The 15,778-nt window shown below is 68.9% G+C and carries 19 protein-coding genes; 7 read left to right on the forward strand and 12 right to left on the reverse strand.

The window, feature by feature from the left end; genetic code table 11:
* Positions 1-2: 2 nt before the first annotated feature.
* The 5 genes from ACIRG5_RS30620 to ACIRG5_RS30640 form a co-directional block, all read right to left on the reverse strand.
* On the reverse strand, positions 3-656 hold the full coding sequence (locus ACIRG5_RS30620) for a response regulator transcription factor (protein ID WP_093592838.1): 654 nt from the start codon (positions 654-656) through the stop codon (positions 3-5).
* Positions 647-2,158, reverse strand: a complete 1,512-nt coding sequence (locus ACIRG5_RS30625; protein WP_402910938.1) for a GAF domain-containing protein — start codon at positions 2,156-2,158, stop codon at positions 647-649. The genes ACIRG5_RS30620 and ACIRG5_RS30625 overlap by 10 nt, the downstream gene beginning before the upstream one ends.
* Positions 2,159-2,309: 151 nt before the next feature.
* Positions 2,310-2,918 carry a hypothetical protein gene (locus ACIRG5_RS30630; protein ID WP_402910940.1) on the reverse strand — a complete coding sequence of 203 codons (609 nt, stop codon included), beginning with the start codon at positions 2,916-2,918 and terminating at the stop codon, positions 2,310-2,312.
* Positions 2,915-3,865 (reverse strand): methylmalonyl Co-A mutase-associated GTPase MeaB, encoded by a 951-nt coding sequence (gene meaB, locus ACIRG5_RS30635; RefSeq protein WP_402910942.1) that lies wholly within the window; start codon positions 3,863-3,865, stop codon positions 2,915-2,917. The genes ACIRG5_RS30630 and meaB overlap by 4 nt, the downstream gene beginning before the upstream one ends.
* An 11-nt stretch (positions 3,866-3,876) precedes the next feature.
* Entirely contained in the window at positions 3,877-5,067 is a 1,191-nt protein-coding gene (locus ACIRG5_RS30640) for an acetyl-CoA C-acetyltransferase (RefSeq protein WP_402910945.1), read from the reverse strand.
* A gap of 125 nt (positions 5,068-5,192) precedes the next feature.
* Between ACIRG5_RS30640 and mce the strand changes: the two genes are divergently transcribed.
* Positions 5,193-5,630 carry a methylmalonyl-CoA epimerase gene (gene mce / locus ACIRG5_RS30645; protein ID WP_402910947.1) on the forward strand — a complete coding sequence of 146 codons (438 nt, stop codon included), beginning with the start codon at positions 5,193-5,195 and terminating at the stop codon, positions 5,628-5,630.
* Here mce and ACIRG5_RS30650 read toward each other — a convergent pair.
* A complete protein-coding gene (locus ACIRG5_RS30650; protein ID WP_402910949.1) occupies positions 5,602-6,159 on the reverse strand; it encodes a TetR/AcrR family transcriptional regulator in 558 nt (185 codons plus the stop codon). The two genes, mce and ACIRG5_RS30650, sit on opposite strands and share 29 nt — an antisense overlap.
* 61 nt (positions 6,160-6,220) lie before the next feature.
* Complete coding sequence (locus tag ACIRG5_RS30655) at positions 6,221-6,580, reverse strand: SPW repeat protein (protein ID WP_319977776.1); 360 nt, start codon at positions 6,578-6,580, stop codon at positions 6,221-6,223.
* Positions 6,581-6,780: 200 nt separating this feature from the next.
* On the opposite strand from ACIRG5_RS30655, the gene ccrA reads away from it, so the two are divergent.
* A complete protein-coding gene (gene ccrA, locus ACIRG5_RS30660) occupies positions 6,781-8,070 on the forward strand; it encodes a crotonyl-CoA carboxylase/reductase (RefSeq protein WP_402911718.1) in 1,290 nt (429 codons plus the stop codon).
* 36 nt (positions 8,071-8,106) lie between these two features.
* A complete protein-coding gene (locus ACIRG5_RS30665; protein ID WP_402910951.1) occupies positions 8,107-9,498 on the forward strand; it encodes a chromosome segregation protein in 1,392 nt (463 codons plus the stop codon).
* A 113-nt stretch (positions 9,499-9,611) separates the two neighbouring features.
* Here ACIRG5_RS30665 and ACIRG5_RS30670 read toward each other — a convergent pair whose 3' ends face one another.
* Positions 9,612-10,139, reverse strand: coding sequence for a histidine phosphatase family protein (locus tag ACIRG5_RS30670; protein WP_402910953.1), 528 nt, complete (start codon positions 10,137-10,139; stop codon positions 9,612-9,614).
* A 30-nt stretch (positions 10,140-10,169) separates the two neighbouring features.
* Here ACIRG5_RS30670 and ACIRG5_RS30675 point away from each other — a divergent pair, with 30 nt between their 5' ends.
* Positions 10,170-10,709 (forward strand): GNAT family N-acetyltransferase, encoded by a 540-nt coding sequence (locus ACIRG5_RS30675; RefSeq protein WP_402910956.1) that lies wholly within the window; start codon positions 10,170-10,172, stop codon positions 10,707-10,709.
* Complete coding sequence (locus ACIRG5_RS30680; RefSeq protein ID WP_402910958.1) at positions 10,709-11,401, forward strand: alpha/beta fold hydrolase; 693 nt, start codon at positions 10,709-10,711, stop codon at positions 11,399-11,401. The genes ACIRG5_RS30675 and ACIRG5_RS30680 overlap by 1 nt, the downstream gene beginning before the upstream one ends.
* A 3-nt stretch (positions 11,402-11,404) precedes the next feature.
* On the opposite strand, the gene ACIRG5_RS30685 is transcribed toward ACIRG5_RS30680, so the two are convergent.
* Positions 11,405-11,698 carry a hypothetical protein gene (locus ACIRG5_RS30685; protein ID WP_319977781.1) on the reverse strand — a complete coding sequence of 98 codons (294 nt, stop codon included), beginning with the start codon at positions 11,696-11,698 and terminating at the stop codon, positions 11,405-11,407.
* 32 nt (positions 11,699-11,730) lie between these two features.
* Here ACIRG5_RS30685 and ACIRG5_RS30690 point away from each other — a divergent pair, with 32 nt between their 5' ends.
* Entirely contained in the window at positions 11,731-11,934 is a 204-nt protein-coding gene (locus ACIRG5_RS30690) for a zinc ribbon domain-containing protein (RefSeq protein ID WP_402910961.1), read from the forward strand.
* Here the strand turns inward: ACIRG5_RS30690 and ACIRG5_RS30695 are convergent.
* Positions 11,931-12,302, reverse strand: coding sequence for a hypothetical protein (locus tag ACIRG5_RS30695; protein ID WP_402910964.1), 372 nt, complete (start codon positions 12,300-12,302; stop codon positions 11,931-11,933). The two genes, ACIRG5_RS30690 and ACIRG5_RS30695, sit on opposite strands and share 4 nt — an antisense overlap.
* A gap of 71 nt (positions 12,303-12,373) precedes the next feature.
* On the opposite strand from ACIRG5_RS30695, the gene sigJ reads away from it, so the two are divergent.
* Entirely contained in the window at positions 12,374-13,243 is an 870-nt protein-coding gene (sigJ, locus tag ACIRG5_RS30700; protein ID WP_402910966.1) for an RNA polymerase sigma factor SigJ, read from the forward strand.
* Here sigJ and ACIRG5_RS30705 read toward each other — a convergent pair.
* The gene (locus ACIRG5_RS30705; protein ID WP_402910968.1) at positions 13,240-13,833 is read right to left on the reverse strand and encodes a DUF3558 family protein; all 594 of its coding nucleotides are present in this window, start codon (positions 13,831-13,833) and stop codon (positions 13,240-13,242) included. The two genes, sigJ and ACIRG5_RS30705, sit on opposite strands and share 4 nt — an antisense overlap.
* 43 nt (positions 13,834-13,876) lie before the next feature.
* Positions 13,877-15,652 carry a 3-hydroxyacyl-CoA dehydrogenase family protein gene (locus tag ACIRG5_RS30710; RefSeq protein ID WP_402910971.1) on the reverse strand — a complete coding sequence of 592 codons (1,776 nt, stop codon included), beginning with the start codon at positions 15,650-15,652 and terminating at the stop codon, positions 13,877-13,879.
* Between the last annotated feature and the right edge of the window lie 126 nt (positions 15,653-15,778).

The following is a 15,778-nucleotide window of genomic DNA, read 5'->3' on the forward strand; positions in this document are numbered from 1 at the left end:
CGTTAGAAAGCGCCGGGGTGGGTACGTCTGCGCCGTGCCGCGTAGACGCCCGCCTCGGTGCGGCGGTCGAAGCCGAGCTTGTGCAGCAACGACGACACGTAGTTCTTGACCGTCTTCTCGGCGAGGAACAGGCGGTTCGCGATCTGCCGGTTCGTCATGCCTTCGGCGATGAGGTCAAGGATCCGGCGTTCCTGCGGACTCAGCGCGGCGTAGCGCGGATCTTCCTCTGGACCGCCGCGGAGCCGTTGCAGGACGGTGGCCGTGACCCCCGCGTGCAGGAGCGATCCGCCGGAGGCGAGGGTGCGGACGGCGGCGACGAGATCGTTGCCGGACACCTCTTTCAGCATGTACCCGGACGCGCCCGCCATGATCGCGCCGAACAACGCCTCGTCGTCCGAATAGGACGTGAGCATCAGGCACGCGGGCGGCGGCTGCACCAGGCTCCTGATCTCCCGGCACACCGTGACGCCGTCGCCGTCGGGCAGCCGCACGTCGATGATCGCCACGTCGGGTTTGAGCCGCGGCGCCTGCGCGATCGCGGCCGCGGCGCTGTCCGCCTGGCCCACGACCTGGACGTCCTCCGCCTGCGCCAGCAACTGCACCAGCCCGCGCCGCACGATCTCGTGGTCGTCCACCAACAGCACCGCTATCGCCATCTCGCCTCCTGCAGCACCAGAGGAACGAACCAGGTGATGCTCACCCCGGCTCCGGGGATCGAGTCCACCGCGCAGTCGCCGTGGTGGCGCCGCGCCCGAGCCGCCATGTTCGCGAGCCCGCCCGCGTGATGGGGCGCCCCACCGGAATCGTCAGCCAACGGCAAGCCCCTGCCGTCGTCCTTGACCATGAGCTCAAGACTCGTCACGGTGCGATCGACGCTCACGGCAACAGCAACATGCTTTGCTCTCGCGTGACGCACGACGTTCGTTAGCGCCTCTCGGAGCGTGGCCAGCAAATCGGGCCTGACCTGGTCGGGCACGACGGTGTCCAACGGTCCTTCGAGCGACACGTCCGGTTCGAACCCCAGCAGCTGTGCGGCCTCGTGCACGACGTTGAGCAGTTGCCCGCGCAGGCTCGTGCCCCCGGCCGGCGGTTCCTGCAGGGAGAAGATGGTGCGGCGGATCTCGCGGATCGTGCGGTCGACCTCCTCCACGAACCCGCTGATCCGTTCGGCGACCTGAGGCTTGACGCTCGTCCCGGTCAGCCCCTGCAACCCGAGCCCGAGCCCGAACAACCGCTGGATGACCAGGTCGTGCAGGTCCCTGGCGATGCGGTCGCGATCCTCCAGCACCGCCAGCCGTTCGGTGTCGCCCCGCGCCCGCGTGAACTCCAGCACCAGCGCGGCCTGCGCGGCGAAGGCCTCGATGAGGTCGGGGTCGTCGAAGCCGGACTCGGTGCTGGACCTGGACAGGATCAGCACGCCGATCGTCCGCTTCCCCACCTTCAGCGGCACGACCGCGCACGGCCCCGGCACCGCGGGCACCCTGCCCTCGGCGTGGCACTCGCCCTGGCCGGACTCGTAGACCCGGTGGGTGACCGTGCCCTCCCTGGGCACCCGCATGCCCTCGGCGTCGTACGTGCCGCCGTCGGTCACCTCGATGACGAGGTCGCCGTTGTGGTCGGGCAGCACAACGGCCGCGAAGTCGGCGTTGGCCGTTGTGCGTGCCGTCTTCGCTACGAGGTAGAGAGCGTCACGGCCGTTCGTGCCCATCAGCAGGTTGGTCGTCACCTCGGCCGCGGCGCGCAGCCACACCTCACGCTTGCGTGTCTGCTCGTAGCGGTCGAGGTGCTCCACGGCACTTCCCGCCGCCGTGGCCAGCGCGGTGAGGATGTCGCGGTCCTGGTTGCTGAACTCCGCCTTGCCGCTCAGGAAGAGGTTGCCGAACGTCTCGTCGTGCACCTTGATCGGCGCGCCCAGGAAGTCCGCCAGACCGATCGAGCGCGGATCACCGGACGTGATCTGCACCTGCCCGTCGTGGTGGGCGGTGAACTCCGTCAGTTCCCGGTGGGTGTTGATCACGGCCAGCGCGCCGTAGGAGGCCCCGATCAGGTCGCAGGCCGACTCGACGGTGTGGCGGAGCAGATCGGGGAGGGTGTCGACTTCGGCGAAAGACAGCACGACGTCCAGCACTCGCTGTTCCGTACTCACGTTGCCGTCCACGGCCTTCACCCCTTGGGGGGATAGAAGTGACACCGCACGAACGACTGAGAGTAACTCCACGCAGTAGTCAAGGGGGAGACCAGCACTGCAAACAGTGAACTTTGGGACTACTGAGAGTAGAGGTGCGTCTTGCTTGGAAGGGCCACGCGGCTCAGTGCAGGCCGACCGTGAACCCCTCGTCGATCACTCCGCGGTAGATCTGCGGGGCAAAGGTCCGCAATCCGTGGTCGAGCGGGCCGATGAACCCTGCCGAGTCACCGAGCGGCAGCCGGTACCCGTTCTGCACCCGGTGGAACTCCCACAACGGCTCCATCGTCGGGTGCGCGGGCCGGAACTGCTGCGGATCGCGCGGGTGCAGGTCGACGCGCACCAGGGTCCTGCGCACCAGGGCGTCCGCGAGCTGGACCGCGCGCTCCTGGGTCCGGGAGATCGAGATCGCGCCCAGCTCCTGCCAGGCGGCCGCCCACGGCATGCCCTGCGGGTCGTCCAGCCGGATGCCCTGCTGCTCGATGATCAGCTTGCGGGGCCGGGAGATGGTCTTCCACTTCACGACGGCCATCACGCCGATGAAGGTGAACGCGATGCCGATGACGGCCGCGATGCTGCCACCCACCGGTTCACCGTCCATGAACGCGGTGACGGCGCCGACCAGAGCGAGGATGCCCAGGATTCCGGCGACCGAGCCGCCGATCAGGACTTTGCGGGTGTCGCTCTTGCCGAGGTCGACGACGACAGGCGCAGGCGCTCCCCAAGCGGTCATGACCGCAGATTACCGCTGATCAACAGCTCCGCGGCGGCGAACGGGTCCAGTTCACCCTCGACCACGCGCTTCGCCAGCTGGTCGACGGGGCCGAAGCGGGTGCGGACGCGTTCGACGGCGATGGCCTCGATCTCGGCGCCCGCGCGGCGCAGGCGGCGTTCAGTCAGTTCGCCGTGTTCTGCCATCCACGACTGGTGTTCGGTGATCGCCTCGACCACACGGTCGAGGCCCTCCATGCGGGCCGCGACCGTCTTCACCACGGGCACGCGCCACGACGGGCCTTCGCGGTCCCTGCGGCCCAGCGAGATCATGTACTTGAGGTCGCGCGCGGTCTGGTCGGCGCCGTCGCGGTCGGCCTTGTTGACCACGAAGACGTCCGCGATCTCCAGGATGCCCGCCTTCGCGGCCTGGATGCCGTCGCCCATGCCCGGCGCGAGGAGCACGAGCGTCGTGTCGGCCAGGGCCACGATCTCGACCTCGGACTGACCGACGCCGACCGTTTCCACGATGATCACGTCGAAGCCGGCCGCGTCCAGCACGCGCAGCGCCTGCGGCGTCGCCCAGGACAGGCCACCGAGGTGACCGCGCGTCGCCATGGAACGGATGAAGACGCCGGGATCGGTCGCGTGGTCGCCCATCCGCACGCGGTCGCCCAGCAGAGCGCCGCCGGAGAACGGGCTGGACGGGTCGACGGCGATCACCGCGACGCGCTTGTCCTGGTCGCGGAAAGCACGCACCAGCGCGTTCGTGGAGGTCGACTTGCCGACGCCGGGAGCGCCGGTGATGCCGACGACCTGGGCGTGCCCGGTGTGCGGGGCGAGGGCCGCCGCCACCAGGGGCAGCTGCGCACTCCCCTGTTCCACCAGGGAGATCAGCCTGGCGACCGCGCGCGGCTCGCCGTCACGCGCGCGGTCGACCAGTCCTGTTACGTCAACAGCTGTGGCCACAGCCGAGGAGACTAGGCCTTGGAGGGCACGCGGATGATCAGAGCGTCGCCCTGACCACCACCACCGCACAGCGCCGCCGCACCCACGCCGCCGCCCCTGCGCTGCAACTCCAGCGCGAGGTGCAGGGCGATGCGGGCACCGGACATGCCGATCGGGTGGCCCAGCGCGATGGCGCCGCCGTTGACGTTGACCTTGTCCTCGGAGATTCCGAGCTGACGGGACGACACGATGCCGACCGCCGCGAACGCCTCGTTGATCTCGATCAGGTCGAGGTCGGCGGGGTCGATGCCCTCCTTGGCGCACGCGGCCCTGATGGCGTTGGACGGCTGCTCGTGCAGCGAGGCGTCGGGACCCGCGACGACGCCGTGGGCGCCGATCTCCGCGATCCACTCGAGGCCCAGTTCCTCGGCCTTCGCCTTGCTCATCACGACGACAGCGGCCGCGCCGTCGGAGATCTGCGACGCCGAACCCGCGGTGATGGTGCCGTCCGGGGCGAACGCCGGGCGCAGCTTGCCGAGCGAGTCGGCCGTGGTGTCGGCACGCACGCCCTCGTCCGTGCTGAACAGGACGGGGTCGCCCTTGCGCTGCGGGATCGAGACCGGCGCGATCTCGGCGTCGAAGACACCGTTACCGGCGGCCTTCGCGGCGAGCTGGTGCGACCGCGCGGAGAACGCGTCCTGCTCCTCACGCGTGACGCCGTAGCGGCCGTTGTACTTCTCGGTCGAGACGCCCATCGCGACCTGGTCGAACGCGCAGAACAGGCCGTCGAGAGCCATGTGGTCCTGCATCGTCACGTCGCCGTACTTGAACCCGCCGCGCGACTTCGGCAGCAGGTGCGGCGCCTGCGTCATCGACTCCTGGCCACCGGCCACGACGACGTCGAACTCGCCGGCGCGGATCAGCTGATCGGCCAGCGCGATCGCGTCGATGCCGGACAGGCACACCTTGTTGATGGTCAGCGCGGGCACGCTCATCGGGATGCCGGCGGCGACCGCGGCCTGGCGGGCGGGAATCTGGCCCGCGCCGGCGGTGAGCACCTGACCCATGATCACGTACTGCACCTGCTCGGGGGCCACGCCCGCGCGTTCCAGTGCCGCCTTGATCGCGACGCCACCCAGCTGGGCGCCCGAGAAGTCCTTGAGGGATCCCAGCAGTCGGCCCATCGGGGTACGCGCCCCGGCGACGATCACGGAACCGGACACAACTGCCTCCATTGGAAGAGCGAACGGTCGTTAACTAGGCACCATACCTGGGGCTACTGGGCGGTAATCGTGTGAGACCCCGCACAGGAGCACCTGCACCGATCACGTAGATACCCTTGCCCGCTATGAACGCAGACATCGCTCGATTCGTGACCGCGATCGACCACGTGGGCATCGCGGTGCCCGACCTCGACGTCGCCATCGCGTTCTACCGCGACAACTTCGGCCTCGAAGTGGCGCACGAGGAGGTCAACGAGGAGCAGGGCGTGCGCGAGGCGATGCTGCACGCGCCCGGCGACCACGACGGCACCGCCATCCAGTTGCTGGCGCCGCTGAACGAGGACTCGACGATCGCCAAGTTCATCGGCCGCTCCGGGCCCGGCCTGCAGCAGCTCGCCTACCGGGTGTCCGATGTGGACGTCGCGGCGGACGCGCTGCGGTCGAAGGGCCTGCGCCTGCTCTACGAGGAGGCGCGGCGCGGCACGTCGAACAGCCGGGTCAACTTCGTGCACCCCAAGGACGCGGGCGGCGTGCTCATCGAACTGGTCGAGCCAGCGCGTTAGCCACGAAGCTCAGTTCCCGATCGATCGGGTCCTCCTCGTCGCTGTGCCGCGCCACCGAATGCCGGTAGCTGACGGCCAGCGCGAGGAGTGCCGCGGCGGCCTCGACGTCCTTCATCGCGACGGCGGCACCTCCCGCGGCCAGGATGACCTGCCTGATCTGCGCCGCGACGTTCTCGTAACGCGCCCGCATCGCGTCCCGCACAGCCGAATGCGTATCCGCTTCACGCCACAACAGGTGCGACAGCAGCGGTGAGGCGTTCAAGCGTGCGTCAAGTGCGGCGACGAGTCTTCTGAGCGACTCCGCGATGTCCCCCGCCACGACGACGCGGCGGTGGTCGACCGTGCTGTCCGGCAGCCGTGCGACCAGTGCGGCGAGCAGGTCCTTCTTGCGGTTGAAGTAGTAGTGCACCAGGCCTTTGGGCACGCCGGCGCGTTCGGCGATCCGCGAGGTCGGGGTGGCGTCGAAGCCTCCGTCGGCGAACAGCTCCTCGGCCGCGGCCAGGATGCGCTCCTTGGCCGAATCCTCCACACGTTCCTCCACGGGTGTGTGGGCCCAAGACATTTCCCGGGCCCACAGGTTTCTGACTGAATCAGTGCGGTTGAGCAGCGGCCGAATGTGCCGCGTTCGCGGAGGGCATCGCCAGTGCTCCCGCGGCGACGGTGAGCACGCCACCGACCCAGGAGACCCACGAGGCCGCCATCAGGTCGCTGTAGCTCATCACCCACGGAGAGATGAACAGCAGTGCTCCGAGCACCATCTGCACGTACTCCCCGTAGATCATCGCGGGCATGGCGAGGTCGACGAGTCCGTCGATCGCGATGAGCGCGCCGAGCACGATCATCGTCCACATGGCCGCGTTCGAGGTGTCCACGACGAGCGGAGACAGCAGCACCAGAACACCGATCGCCACCTCGGTCCAGTCCTGCCACCTGGTCCACGCCTTGGTCATCGCTACACCAGTCCTTTCTGGCTACCTCCTTCTCGGACACCTCGATCCTCCTCCTTGGTTGGCCGCCCGGTCAACTCTTCCGAGTGGAATCCCTCACAAGCGGGATTCTGAATCGGTTACTCCTGAGTAACCTCCGGCCACCTGCGACTATCCCTCACTAGGGAAGGAATGCCGCCGTGCAGAAGATCCTTGACGCGATCATGGCCGACGAGCTGGACGCCATCGGTTCGTTGGACGTTCCGGAGAGCTATCGGGGCGTGACCGTGCACGCGGACGAGGCCGACATGTTCTCGGGCCTCGAGACGAGGGACAAGGACCCTCGCAAGTCGCTGCACGTCGACGAGGTGGCCACGCCCGAGCTCGGGCCGGGTGAGGCGCTGGTCGCCGTCATGGCCTCCGCGATCAACTACAACACCGTGTGGACCTCGATCTTCGAGCCGGTGTCCACGTTCGGCTTCCTGCGCAAGCTGGGCGGCCGCCACGACCTGCCGTACCACGTCGTGGGATCGGACCTGGCCGGCGTCGTCGTGCGCACCGGTCCCGGCGTCACCGCGTGGAAGCCGGGCGACCGCGTCGTGGCGCACTGTCTGGACGTGCCGCTGGAAGCGCCGGACGGGCACAACGACACGATGCTCGACCCGCAGCAGCGGATCTGGGGCTTCGAGACGAACTTCGGTGGTCTCGCCGACCTGGCGCTGGTGAAGTCGAACCAGCTGATGCCGATGCCCAAGCACCTCACGTGGGAGGAGGCCGCGTCGCCGGGCCTGGTGAACTCCACCGCGTACCGCCAGCTGGTGTCGACCAACGGCGCGAACATGAAGCAGGGCGACACGGTCCTGATCTGGGGCGCGTCCGGTGGACTGGGTTCGTACGCCACGCAGTTCGCGTTGAACGGTGGCGCCACGCCGATCTGCGTCGTGTCCTCGCCGGAGAAGGCGGAGATCGTTCGTTCCATGGGCGCCGAACTGATCATCGATCGTTCGGCGGAGGGCTACAAGTTCTGGAAGAACGAGCACGAGCAGGACCCGCGCGAGTGGAAGCGGTTCGGCGCGCGCATCCGCGAGCTGACCGGTGGCGAGGACCCGGACATCGTGTTCGAACACCCCGGCCGGGAGACGTTCGGCGCTTCGGTGTTCGTGGCGCGCAAGGGCGGCAAGATCGTCACGTGCGCGTCGACGTCCGGCTACATGCACCAGTACGACAACCGCTACCTCTGGATGAACCTCAAGAGCATCATCTCCTCGCACTTCGCGAACTACCGCGAGGCGTGGGAGGCGAACCGCTTGGTCGCCAAGGGAAAGATCCACCCGACAGTGTCCAAGGTGTACTCAATGGACGAAACGGGCCAGGCAGCGCACGACGTGCACCGCAACGCGCACCAGGGCAAGGTCGGCGTGCTCTGCCTTGCGCCCGAAGAAGGTCTTGGTGTGCTGGATCACGAACTACGCGCACAACACCTCACGGCTATCAATCGATTCCGGGGTGTGTGACCTTCTGGGGTTACCCGAACGGGTAGCGTGAGGGGCATGGGCCTCGCCGACGACCGTGACCTCGTCCCACTGGGATCCGGCTTCGACATCGTCAAGCGCGGGTATGACCGCAACCAGGTAGAGGATCATCTCGAACGCCTCGACTCGGACCTGCGACTGCTCGCCGCGGACCGCGATGCCGCCGTCTCCCAGACGTCAGATCTGGCGCGCCAGCTGGAAGCCGCACGCTCGGAGATCACCGAGATGCGCAACCAGGTGGAGCGCCTGTCGCTGCCGCCGACGACGCTGGAGGGGCTTTCCGAGCGCCTCCAGCGCATGCTGCGGCTGGCCCAGGACGAGGCCAACGAGATCAAGGCCCGTGCCGAAGCGGAGGGCGGGCACATCCGCGCCAAGGCCGAGGCCGACGCGGGTGTGCTGCGCCAGCGCTACGAGAAGCTCATCGCCGAACTCGACGAGCGCCGCGCCGCCATGGAGTCCGAGCACAAGGGCGTTCTCGAAACGGCGCGCAACGAGGCGGAGAAGATCGTCTCCGAGGCGGAGTCCGCCGCCCGCAAGATCGCCGACGAGTCCGAGCAGCGCCGCGTGACCGTCGAAGAGGACTTCGAGATCGCGATGGCCGCCCGCCGTTCCGAGGCGATGGCCACGCTGGCAGCCCAGGAGGCCAGCTCCAAGGCCGAGGCCGACCGGCGCCTGCGCGAAGCCGCCGAAGAGGCCGCCCGAGTCCGCGCCGCGATCACGGCAGAGCAGACCACCTCGAAGGCCGACGCCGAACGCCGAGTCCGCGAGGCCACCGAAGAGGCGAACCGCCGCCGCCACGACTCGATCTCCGAGGCCACCGCGCGCATCCAGGAAGCGACCGACGAGTCGAACCGGCGGGTCCGCGAGGCCACCGAGGAAGCCAACCGCCGCACCACCGCCGCCACCCAGCGCGTCGACCAGCTCCGCAACCTCCGCAACCGCCTCTCGCACCAGCTCCACAACGTGCGGACGGCGCTGCAGGAGGTCGTGCCGCTGCTCGACCCGGTGGACGAGGAGAAGCCCGCGGCTCCGGCTCCCGCCCAGACTCCGGCTCAGGGACAGGGTGGCGCTCCGGTACCGGCCCAGCCCGCTCAGGCTCCGCAGGCACCGGCGAGGCCCGCGGCACCCCAGGCTCAGCCGCAGGCGCCTGCCCAGACTCAGGCGCCTCAGGCCGCTCCTGCCACGCCGAACAAGCCCGCTCAGCCTCAGGCGCCCACGCAGGCCGCCCCGGCTCAGCAGGCCACGCCCTCGGCACAGAACAAGCCGGCGCAGGGATCCCAGGCCCAGTCGCCTCAGGCCCAGACTCCCCAAGCTCAGGCGTCGCAGGCCCAGGCATCGCAGGCTCAGGCGCCTCAGGTCGACGGCCCCACGGCCAAGCTCGCGCGCCCGCAGACTGCCAAGAAGTCCTGAGGCAGCAAGCTCGGATCAGCTCGCACCGCAAGCTCACGCAGGGGTCCCCCGCCCAGGGGGACCCCTGATTTCAATTGTCCCAGCCGGCACCGACAATTTCGGATCCGCGCAGGTCAGACCGTGACCTCGTAGATCGCGGGCATCGGCATCGTGCGGCAGAGGTCCCAGTCCCCAGGTAGCCCCGACGCGATCAGCGCACGTGTCAGGAACGTCCCGTGCGATCCGACGAGCACAGTCACGTCCGGGTACTCCTCACCCATGCGCGCCAACGCTTTCCCCGCCCGCACGGTGAGCGCGTCGAGGCTCTCCCCCGCCCCGTGAGCGAAGCCGGGATGAGCCCAGCTGTAGGTGTACGGCGTCTCCCAGTCCGCGCTCGGCACCAACCCCGACTCCCACTCCCGCAGCTCGGCCCAGGTCGTCACGGCGAGCCCGAGCGCATCGGCGGCGGGCGTGACCGTCTGGACGGCCCTTCGCTGCGGACTCGACAGCACTGCCGCCGGCGAGTACGCGGTGAGGCGCGGGACCAGCGACTCCGCCGCCGCCAAGCCGTTCTCGGTGAGCGGGCGCTCGTCGTAGTCGGGCTCACCCGGCCGTGGCCGGACGGATTCCGCATGGCGCACCAATACGATTCGTGTGGACACAACACACCATCTTGGGGGAACAGGATGTTCGTGAGAGCGCTGGGCGTGGACGGCGCCGAGCTCAGGCCGTTGGACCCGTGGCAGGCCGAGGAGTTCTTCGCGCACATGGAGCGCGGCCGGGAGTTCATCGGGCAGCACATCGGGTTCGCGGACAAGGCCAAGGACCTGGAGAGCGCGCGGGAACTCCTGCAGAGCTACGCGGACAAGGCGGCGGCCGACACCGGGCGGATCTTCGGGATCTGGCTCGACGAGAAGCTGGTCGGCGGCGTGCTGTTCCGCGTCATGGACATCCCGCAGGGCCGCGCCGAGGTCGGGTGCTGGCTGGAGCCGGCCGCGACGGGCAAGGGGCTGATCACGCGGGCGTCGCGGATCCTGATCGACTGGGCGATCTGCGAGCGCGGCGTGCATCGGGTTGAGTGGCAGGTGTCGTCGGAGAACGCGCCCAGCATCGCGGTCGCGCGGCGGCTCGGCATGAGCAGGGACGGGGTGTTGCGCTCGTACTTCCTGCACCACGGGGTTCGTCAGGATCTCGAGGTGTGGTCGGTGCTGGCGTCGGAGTGGGAGAGCTGATGGACGATCTGGTGCTGCTGCACGCCTTTCCGCTCGACGCGCGGATGTGGGACGTGCCGGGTGCGTTGACGCCGTCGTTGCGCGGCCACGGCGAACCCGATCTCGACACCGTCGCGGCGCGGGTTCTCGGCGTGCTCGACGAACGGAACCTGGACAGCGTCGTGCTCGGCGGCTGCTCGATGGGCGGCTACGTGGCGATGGCGTTGCTCAGGCGTGCACCGGAACGCGTGCGGGGCCTGATCTTCGTCGACACCAAGCACACCGCGGACGCACCCGAGGCGGCCGCGAACCGGCACGCGATGGCGGACCGCGTCGAACGCGAGGGCGTCGGCGACTGGCTCGCGGACGCGATGCTGCCGAACCTGCTCGGCCCCAACGCCTCGGACACCGCACGGGCGTCCGTGCGCACCATGATCCTGGAGCAGCGGGCCGAGGACGTGGCGTGGTGGCAGCGCGCGATGGCGAAGCGGCCGGACTCCACGGACGTGCTGGAGTCGCTGGACGTCCCGTCGCTCGTGCTCGTCGGCGAGCACGACAAGCTCACACCACCCGACGTGGCCGCGAAGCTCGCCGTGACGTTGCCGCACGCGACGAGCGAACGCGTCGAGGACGCGGGACACCTGCCGCCCGTCGAGCAGCCGGAGGAGTTCCTGGCCCGGCTGGAGCGGTGGCGCGAGCAGGTCGGGGTCTGAGGACTACCAGCGACGCGCGGTCGGGCCCCGCCGGCCGCGCGAGTCCCAGCACGTCTGGTGCCAGTGACGACGTTCCTCGACCGAGCCCGTGTCCTCCGCCGGCCACGCCACGACGTGCGCGACGCCGGGGCGGATCTCGTGGTCGCAGCCGGGGCAGCGGTAGGTCTTCTGGGCCTGCGCGCCCGAGATGGCGCGGACCAGCCAGTCGCCGTCCGGGCCTGACTCGGCGCGCGCCCAGCCGACGCCCCCTCCAAGGGGACGGGATTCTTCTGGCTTGGGGCTGTTACGACGTGGCACGACAACACGTTAACCGCTCGTAGAATCGGTTCGTGCCGACCTACGAGTTCCGTTGCCGAACCTGTGACGACACCTTCGACGTGCAGCGCCCGATGAGCGAGTCGTCCTCGCCGGCGAGCTGCCCCGAGGGCCATCCCGACACGGTGAAACTGCTGTCCATGGCCGGTATCGGCGGCACCCAGCAGGCCGCGGCCGGTGGTGGCGGCGGGTGCTGCGGTGGGGGCTGCTGCGGCTAACGCCGGATCCGGAAGAGGTAGAGCACGCTCGCGACGAGCAGCGCCGCGGCGAGGGGAACGTGCAGGGCCGTGAGGTGGAACACGCCGATGTACACCTGGGCGGTGATCACCGCCAGAAAGCCCACGGCGTACCAGATGGGCTGAGCCGACCCGCCGCCCGGCCGCCACGCGAGACCCGCGACGACGACGTGGACGACCGTCACGACCCACAACGTGTACGAACCGGCGCTGTGCAGGACGTGTCCGTACGGGAGGGTCATCATCAGCCCCGCGGTGATGGACTGAACGAAGACGGCCGCGGTCTGCAGAGCGACGGTGGCGTGCAGGAGCTTGAGGTTGGCGGGTTTCGCCGTGGTTTGCGTGACCATGACAGTCCGACGACGCAGCGGCCGGAAATGTGAGGCGGGGGACGTTGGCTGATCCTGGTGTGCACGCGATCGTGAGCGAACAGCGGCAGCTGCTGAACCTCGCCTACCGCCTGCTGGGTTCACTGGCCGACGCCGAGGACGTGCTGCAGGAGACCTACGCGCGGTGGTACGCCCTGTCAGCGGACCAGCGGGACACCATCGAGTCCCCCGGAGCGTGGCTGACGAGGGTGGCCGGTCGCATCTGCCTGGACCTGCTGGGGTCGGCCAGGGCCAGGCGGGAACGCTACGTGGGCGAGTGGATCCCGGAGCCGCTCCCGGACCGGGAGGAATGGGGCGGTGAGCCCGATCCGGCGGACCGCGTCACCCAGGACGAGTCGGTCACCATGGCGTTCCTGGTGGTGCTGGAGCAGATGACCCCGGCGGAACGGGTCAGCTTCGTGCTGCACGACGTCTTCCGGTTCCCGTTCGCGGAGATCGCGGAGATCGTCGGCAGGAGCCCGGCGGCGTGCCGGCAACTGGCCACGTCCGCACGGCGGCGGATTCGGGCGTCACAGCGAGACGAGATCCCGGCCGCGCGGCAGGCGGACGTGGTGCGGGATTTCAAACAGGCGTGGGAGGCGCAGGACATCCGGGCCCTGATCGCCTTGCTGGACCCGGCGGCCGTCATGATCGCCGACGGCGGCGGCCAGGTCGGCACGGTGCTGAAGCCGGTGGAAGGCCGCGAGCAGATCGCCCGCTACCTCATCGGCATCGGGAAGATCGCATCGGATCTGACCATCCTCGCAAGGACGGTGAACGGCAGGCCGGGCCTGGTGGCGACGTACGACGGTGTCGCGGTGACGGTGGCGGCGATCGAGGTGGAGAACGGCCGGATCACCAGGATCTGGGCGGTGCGGAACCCGGAGAAGCTGAGGCCCTGGCGAACCAGGGGACAGGACTAGGCCGTCTCGCGGTCGATCAGCAACTCGGCGACCTTGCGGCCCTGGTCGCAGACGCTGCCGAACTTGCCGGACGAGTCGATGATGATGATCCCGAGCCCGCCACCGTTGTAGGGCAGGGCCAGCACGCACGACGGTTCGACGTCCTGCTCGCCGGAACGGTCCAGGTAGACGACCTTGTGGCCCTTCACGTCCCAGTCACCGGTGGTGCGCTCGATCGTGATCTGCTTGCCCTCGCGGTAGCGCAGGGAGACTCCGACCTCGACGTCGTCGACCTTCGTCGTCCACCGGCACGACTCCTCGAACGTCGAGTCGTAGTTGATCTGCGTGGGCGGCGTCTCGGCCTTGGCTCCCGGGTAGGGCAGGTCCGTCCACTTCAGCTTGGCGCAGGTGGGCGTGATCTCGCCGTCGATCGGCGAGCTCTCCGGGTCCTGCGACTCGCTCGGGTCCGTGCTCGGATCCGTGGAGCCCTCCTGGTCGAACGGCGAGGTGACGTCGAGCGGCGCCTGCGCGACCGGACTGCCTCCGATGGTCGCGTGGGCACAGCCGGACGCGAGCACGAGGACAGCCAACAGGAGCACCAGTCGCCGCATGCCACCACCATGCCAGACGCGACATGGTGCCCCTGTTAGCGGCTCACGAGTAGTCGCGGAATCCCTTGCCCGTCTTGCGGCCGAGGCGACCGGCCGTGACCAGGTGTTCCAGCAACGGCGCTGGCGCGAAGCCGGGCTCGCGGAACTCGTTGTAGAGCGTGCGCTGGATCGCCAGCGACACGTCCAGACCCACGACGTCGAGCAGCGCGAACGGTCCCATCGGCAGGCCGCAGCCGACCTTCATGGCGTTGTCGATGTCGTCGGCCTCGGCGTAGTGGGCCTCCAGCATCCTCACCGCGTCGTTGAGGTACGGGAAGAGCAGCGCGTTCACGATGAAACCGGCCACGTCACCGCAGTGCACGGGGTGCTTGCCGAGGTCGAGGCAGATCTTGCGGGCCGTCGCGACCACGTCGGCGCCCGTGGAGATCGTCTCGACGATCTCGACCAGCTTCATGACCTGCGCGGGGTTGAAGAAGTGCAGGCCGACGACGTCCGCGGGCCTGCTGGTGGCGGCCGCGATCTCGATGACCGGCAGCGAGGACGTGGTCGTCGCGAGCACCGCGCCGGGCTTGCACACCTCGTCGAGCGCCGCGAAGACCTCCTTCTTGATCCCGATCTCCTCGGCCACCGCCTCGACGACCAGGTCGCAGTCCGCCAGTTCCACGAACTCCACGGCGGGCGAGATGCGGGCGAGCGTCGCGTCGCGGTCCTGCTCCGACAGCCTGCCCTTGCTGACCGCGCGGTCGAGCGACTTGCGCACCGCGCCGATCGCCTTCTCCGCCTTGTCGAGACCGCGCGCCCGCAGCACGACGTCGTACCCGCGCTTGGCGAACACCTCGGCGATGCCCGTCGCCATCGTGCCCGTGCCGATGACACCGACCCGTTGAACCTCACGGGTCTGCGTCGCGCTGTCCACTTCGGACGGTGTCTGCACGTCCTTGACGACGACCGGCGAGTCGGGCCCGTCGTAGGTGTAGAAACCGCGCCCGGTCTTCCTGCCGAGAAGACCCGCCGTGATCATCTGCTTGAGCAGCGGCGCCGGCGAGTGCAACCGGTTGCGCGACTGGTGGTACATCGTGTCGAGGATCTCGTACGCCGTGTCCAGACCGATGAGGTCCAACAGCGCCAACGGTCCCATCGGATAACCGCAGCCGTACCGCATGGCCGCGTCGAGGTCCTCACGCGTCGCGTACCTGGACTCCAGCATCTTGACCGCGTGGTTGAGGTACGGGAAGAGGAGAGCGTTCGCGATGAAGCCGGCCCTGTCCCCGATCACGACCGGCGACTTGCCCAGCCGCTCGGTGAACGCGACCACGTCGGTGATCACGTCCGGCTCCGTGACGACCGTGCGCACGACCTCGACCAGCTTGAGGACCTGCGTCGGGTTGAAGAAGTGCAGCCCCACGACCTTGCCGGGCCGCTTCGTCACCACACCGATCTCGGTGATCGAGAGCGACGACGTGTTGGACGCGATGATCGCCTCGGGCTTGAGGATCTCGTCGAGCTCCCGGAAGATCCGCGCCTTGAGCTCGACGCTCTCCGGCACCGCCTCGATGACGAGATCGCAGTCCCGCAGACTGCTCAGGTCGAGACTCGTGGTGACCCGGCCGTGCAGCGCGGCGTTCTCGTCCGCGGTCAGCTTCTCCCGCTTGACGGCCCGCTTCGTCGAGTGCTCCAGGTGCCCGAGCCCGCGCTCGACCCCGGCCGCGTCGACTTCCACCACCTTGACCGAGAGCCCAGTGCGCGCGAGTACCTCCACGATGCCCGCGCCCATGGTTCCGAAGCCGACGACTCCGACGGTGTTGATTTCGCGCGCCACTGCAGACCTCCCATGCGGGGTAAAGCGTGGGCTACCAAGGAGTAACTTGCGGGCGACTATGCCACTCCCAGCGCTGACGAGGGCCGTGAGCTTCGCCATCAGGATCGAAACAGTTATCGGTCCAGC

It is taken from the genome of Lentzea sp. NPDC102401 (assembly GCF_044765805.1).
GTDB lineage: Bacteria > Actinomycetota > Actinomycetes > Mycobacteriales > Pseudonocardiaceae > Lentzea > Lentzea sokolovensis.

Coding starts and splice junctions, on each gene's coding strand:
- ACIRG5_RS30620 (WP_093592838.1), bottom strand. CDS start 656: ATGGCGATAGCGGTGCTGTTGGTGGACGACCACGAGATCGTGCGGCGC.
- ACIRG5_RS30630 (WP_402910940.1), bottom strand. CDS start 2,918: ATGACCGCTTGGGGAGCGCCTGCGCCTGTCGTCGTCGACCTCGGCAAG.
- mce (WP_402910947.1), top strand. CDS start 5,193: ATGAACGCAGACATCGCTCGATTCGTGACCGCGATCGACCACGTGGGC.
- ACIRG5_RS30655 (WP_319977776.1), bottom strand. CDS start 6,580: ATGACCAAGGCGTGGACCAGGTGGCAGGACTGGACCGAGGTGGCGATC.
- ccrA (WP_402911718.1), top strand. CDS start 6,781: ATGGCCGACGAGCTGGACGCCATCGGTTCGTTGGACGTTCCGGAGAGC.
- ACIRG5_RS30665 (WP_402910951.1), top strand. CDS start 8,107: ATGGGCCTCGCCGACGACCGTGACCTCGTCCCACTGGGATCCGGCTTC.
- ACIRG5_RS30680 (WP_402910958.1), top strand. CDS start 10,709: ATGGACGATCTGGTGCTGCTGCACGCCTTTCCGCTCGACGCGCGGATG.
- ACIRG5_RS30695 (WP_402910964.1), bottom strand. CDS start 12,302: ATGGTCACGCAAACCACGGCGAAACCCGCCAACCTCAAGCTCCTGCAC.
- ACIRG5_RS30705 (WP_402910968.1), bottom strand. CDS start 13,833: ATGCGGCGACTGGTGCTCCTGTTGGCTGTCCTCGTGCTCGCGTCCGGC.